The sequence below is a fragment of the Sphingobacterium paucimobilis HER1398 genome, assembly GCF_000416985.1.
Taxonomy (GTDB): domain Bacteria; phylum Bacteroidota; class Bacteroidia; order Sphingobacteriales; family Sphingobacteriaceae; genus Sphingobacterium; species Sphingobacterium paucimobilis.
Genome location: NZ_ATDL01000023.1, coordinates 1 through 1324, shown reverse-complemented (window position 1 = coordinate 1324; position 1324 = coordinate 1). Strand labels below are relative to the sequence as shown.

4 tRNA genes are annotated in these 1324 nt (G+C 42.5%); all 4 read left to right on the top strand.

Features of this window, described 5'->3' with window-relative positions:
- The first annotated feature begins 4 nt into the window (after positions 1-4).
- The 4 genes from M472_RS44255 to M472_RS44240 all read left to right on the top strand — a co-directional run bounded on the left by M472_RS44255 (position 5) and on the right by M472_RS44240 (position 687).
- Positions 5-78, top strand: a tRNA-Asp gene (locus M472_RS44255).
- Between the two features lie 265 nt (positions 79-343).
- Positions 344-417 (top strand) — tRNA-Asp (locus tag M472_RS44250).
- A gap of 32 nt (positions 418-449) precedes the next feature.
- A tRNA-Asp gene (locus M472_RS44245) sits at positions 450-523 on the top strand.
- A gap of 91 nt (positions 524-614) precedes the next feature.
- Positions 615-687 (top strand) — tRNA-OTHER (locus M472_RS44240).
- The last annotated feature ends 637 nt before the right edge of the window (positions 688-1324 follow it).

Here is a 1324-nt window from a genome sequence, read left to right as displayed (position 1 = left end):
TTTAGGTCTGGTAGTTCAGCTGGTTAGAATACATGCCTGTCACGCATGGGGTCGCGGGTTCGAGTCCCGTCCAGACCGCTAAAAACAAAGAAAAGAATCGTCTTTTCATCGTTCTTAAAAATAGTAAAAATAAAGAATTTAGTCTGGTAGTTCAGCTGGTTAGCATATTCCGATTCATCGGAAGAGTCGCCCGTTTGAGTCTACATTAGACGTATGTTCTTTAGAAGATTAAAAAGATTTTAGGTCTGGTAGTTCAGCTGGTTAGAATATTCCGATTCATCGGAAGAGTCGCCCGTTCGAATCTACGTTAGACGTATGTTCTTTAGAAGATTAAAAGATTTTAGGTCTGGTAGTTCAGCTGGTTAGAATACATGCCTGTCACGCATGGGGTCGCGGGTTCGAGTCCCGTCCAGACCGCTAAATATCTTTAACAACAATTAAAATTCTTAGGTCTGGTAGTTCAGCTGGTTAGAATACATGCCTGTCACGCATGGGGTCGCGGGTTCGAGTCCCGTCCAGACCGCTAAGAAAACAATAAAGGTGTCCATTGAGGATGCCTTTTGTTGTTTATAGCCAAATCCTTAAAAATCCCTCAACAACAATTAAAATTCTTAGGTCTGGTAGTTCAGCTGGTTAGAATATTCCGATTCATCGGAAGAATCGCCCGCTCGAGTCCCGTCCAGACCGCTAAGAAAACAAAAAAGGTGTCCATTGTGGATGCCTTTTGTTGTTTATAGCCAAATCCTTAAAGATTCTTCAACAACAATTAAAAATACCCAGGCCTGGCAGTTCAGCTGGTTAGCATATTCCGATTCATCGGAAGAGTCGCCCGCTCGAGTCACGTCCAGACCGCTAAGAAAACAATAAAGGTGTCCATTGTGGATGCCTTTTGTTGTTTATAGCCAAATCCTTAAAAATCCTTCAACAACAATTAAAATACTTAGGCCTGGTAGTTCAGCTGGTTAGCATATTCCGATTCATCGGAAGAGTCGCCCGCTCGAGTCACGTCCAGACCGCTAAGAAAACAATAAAGGTGTCCATTGAGGATGCCTTTTGTTGTTTATAGCCAAATCCTTAAAAATCCTTCAACAACAATTAAAATACTTAGGCCTGGTAGTTCAGCTGGTTAGCATATTCCGATTCATCGGAAGAGTCGCCCGCTCGAGTCACGTCCAGACCGCTAAGAAAACAATAAAGGTGTCCATTGTGGATGCCTTTTGTTGTTTATAGCCAAATCCTTAAAAATCCTTCAACAACAATTAAAATACTTAGGCCTGGTAGTTCAGCTGGTTAGCATATTCCGATTCATCGGAAGAGTCGCCCG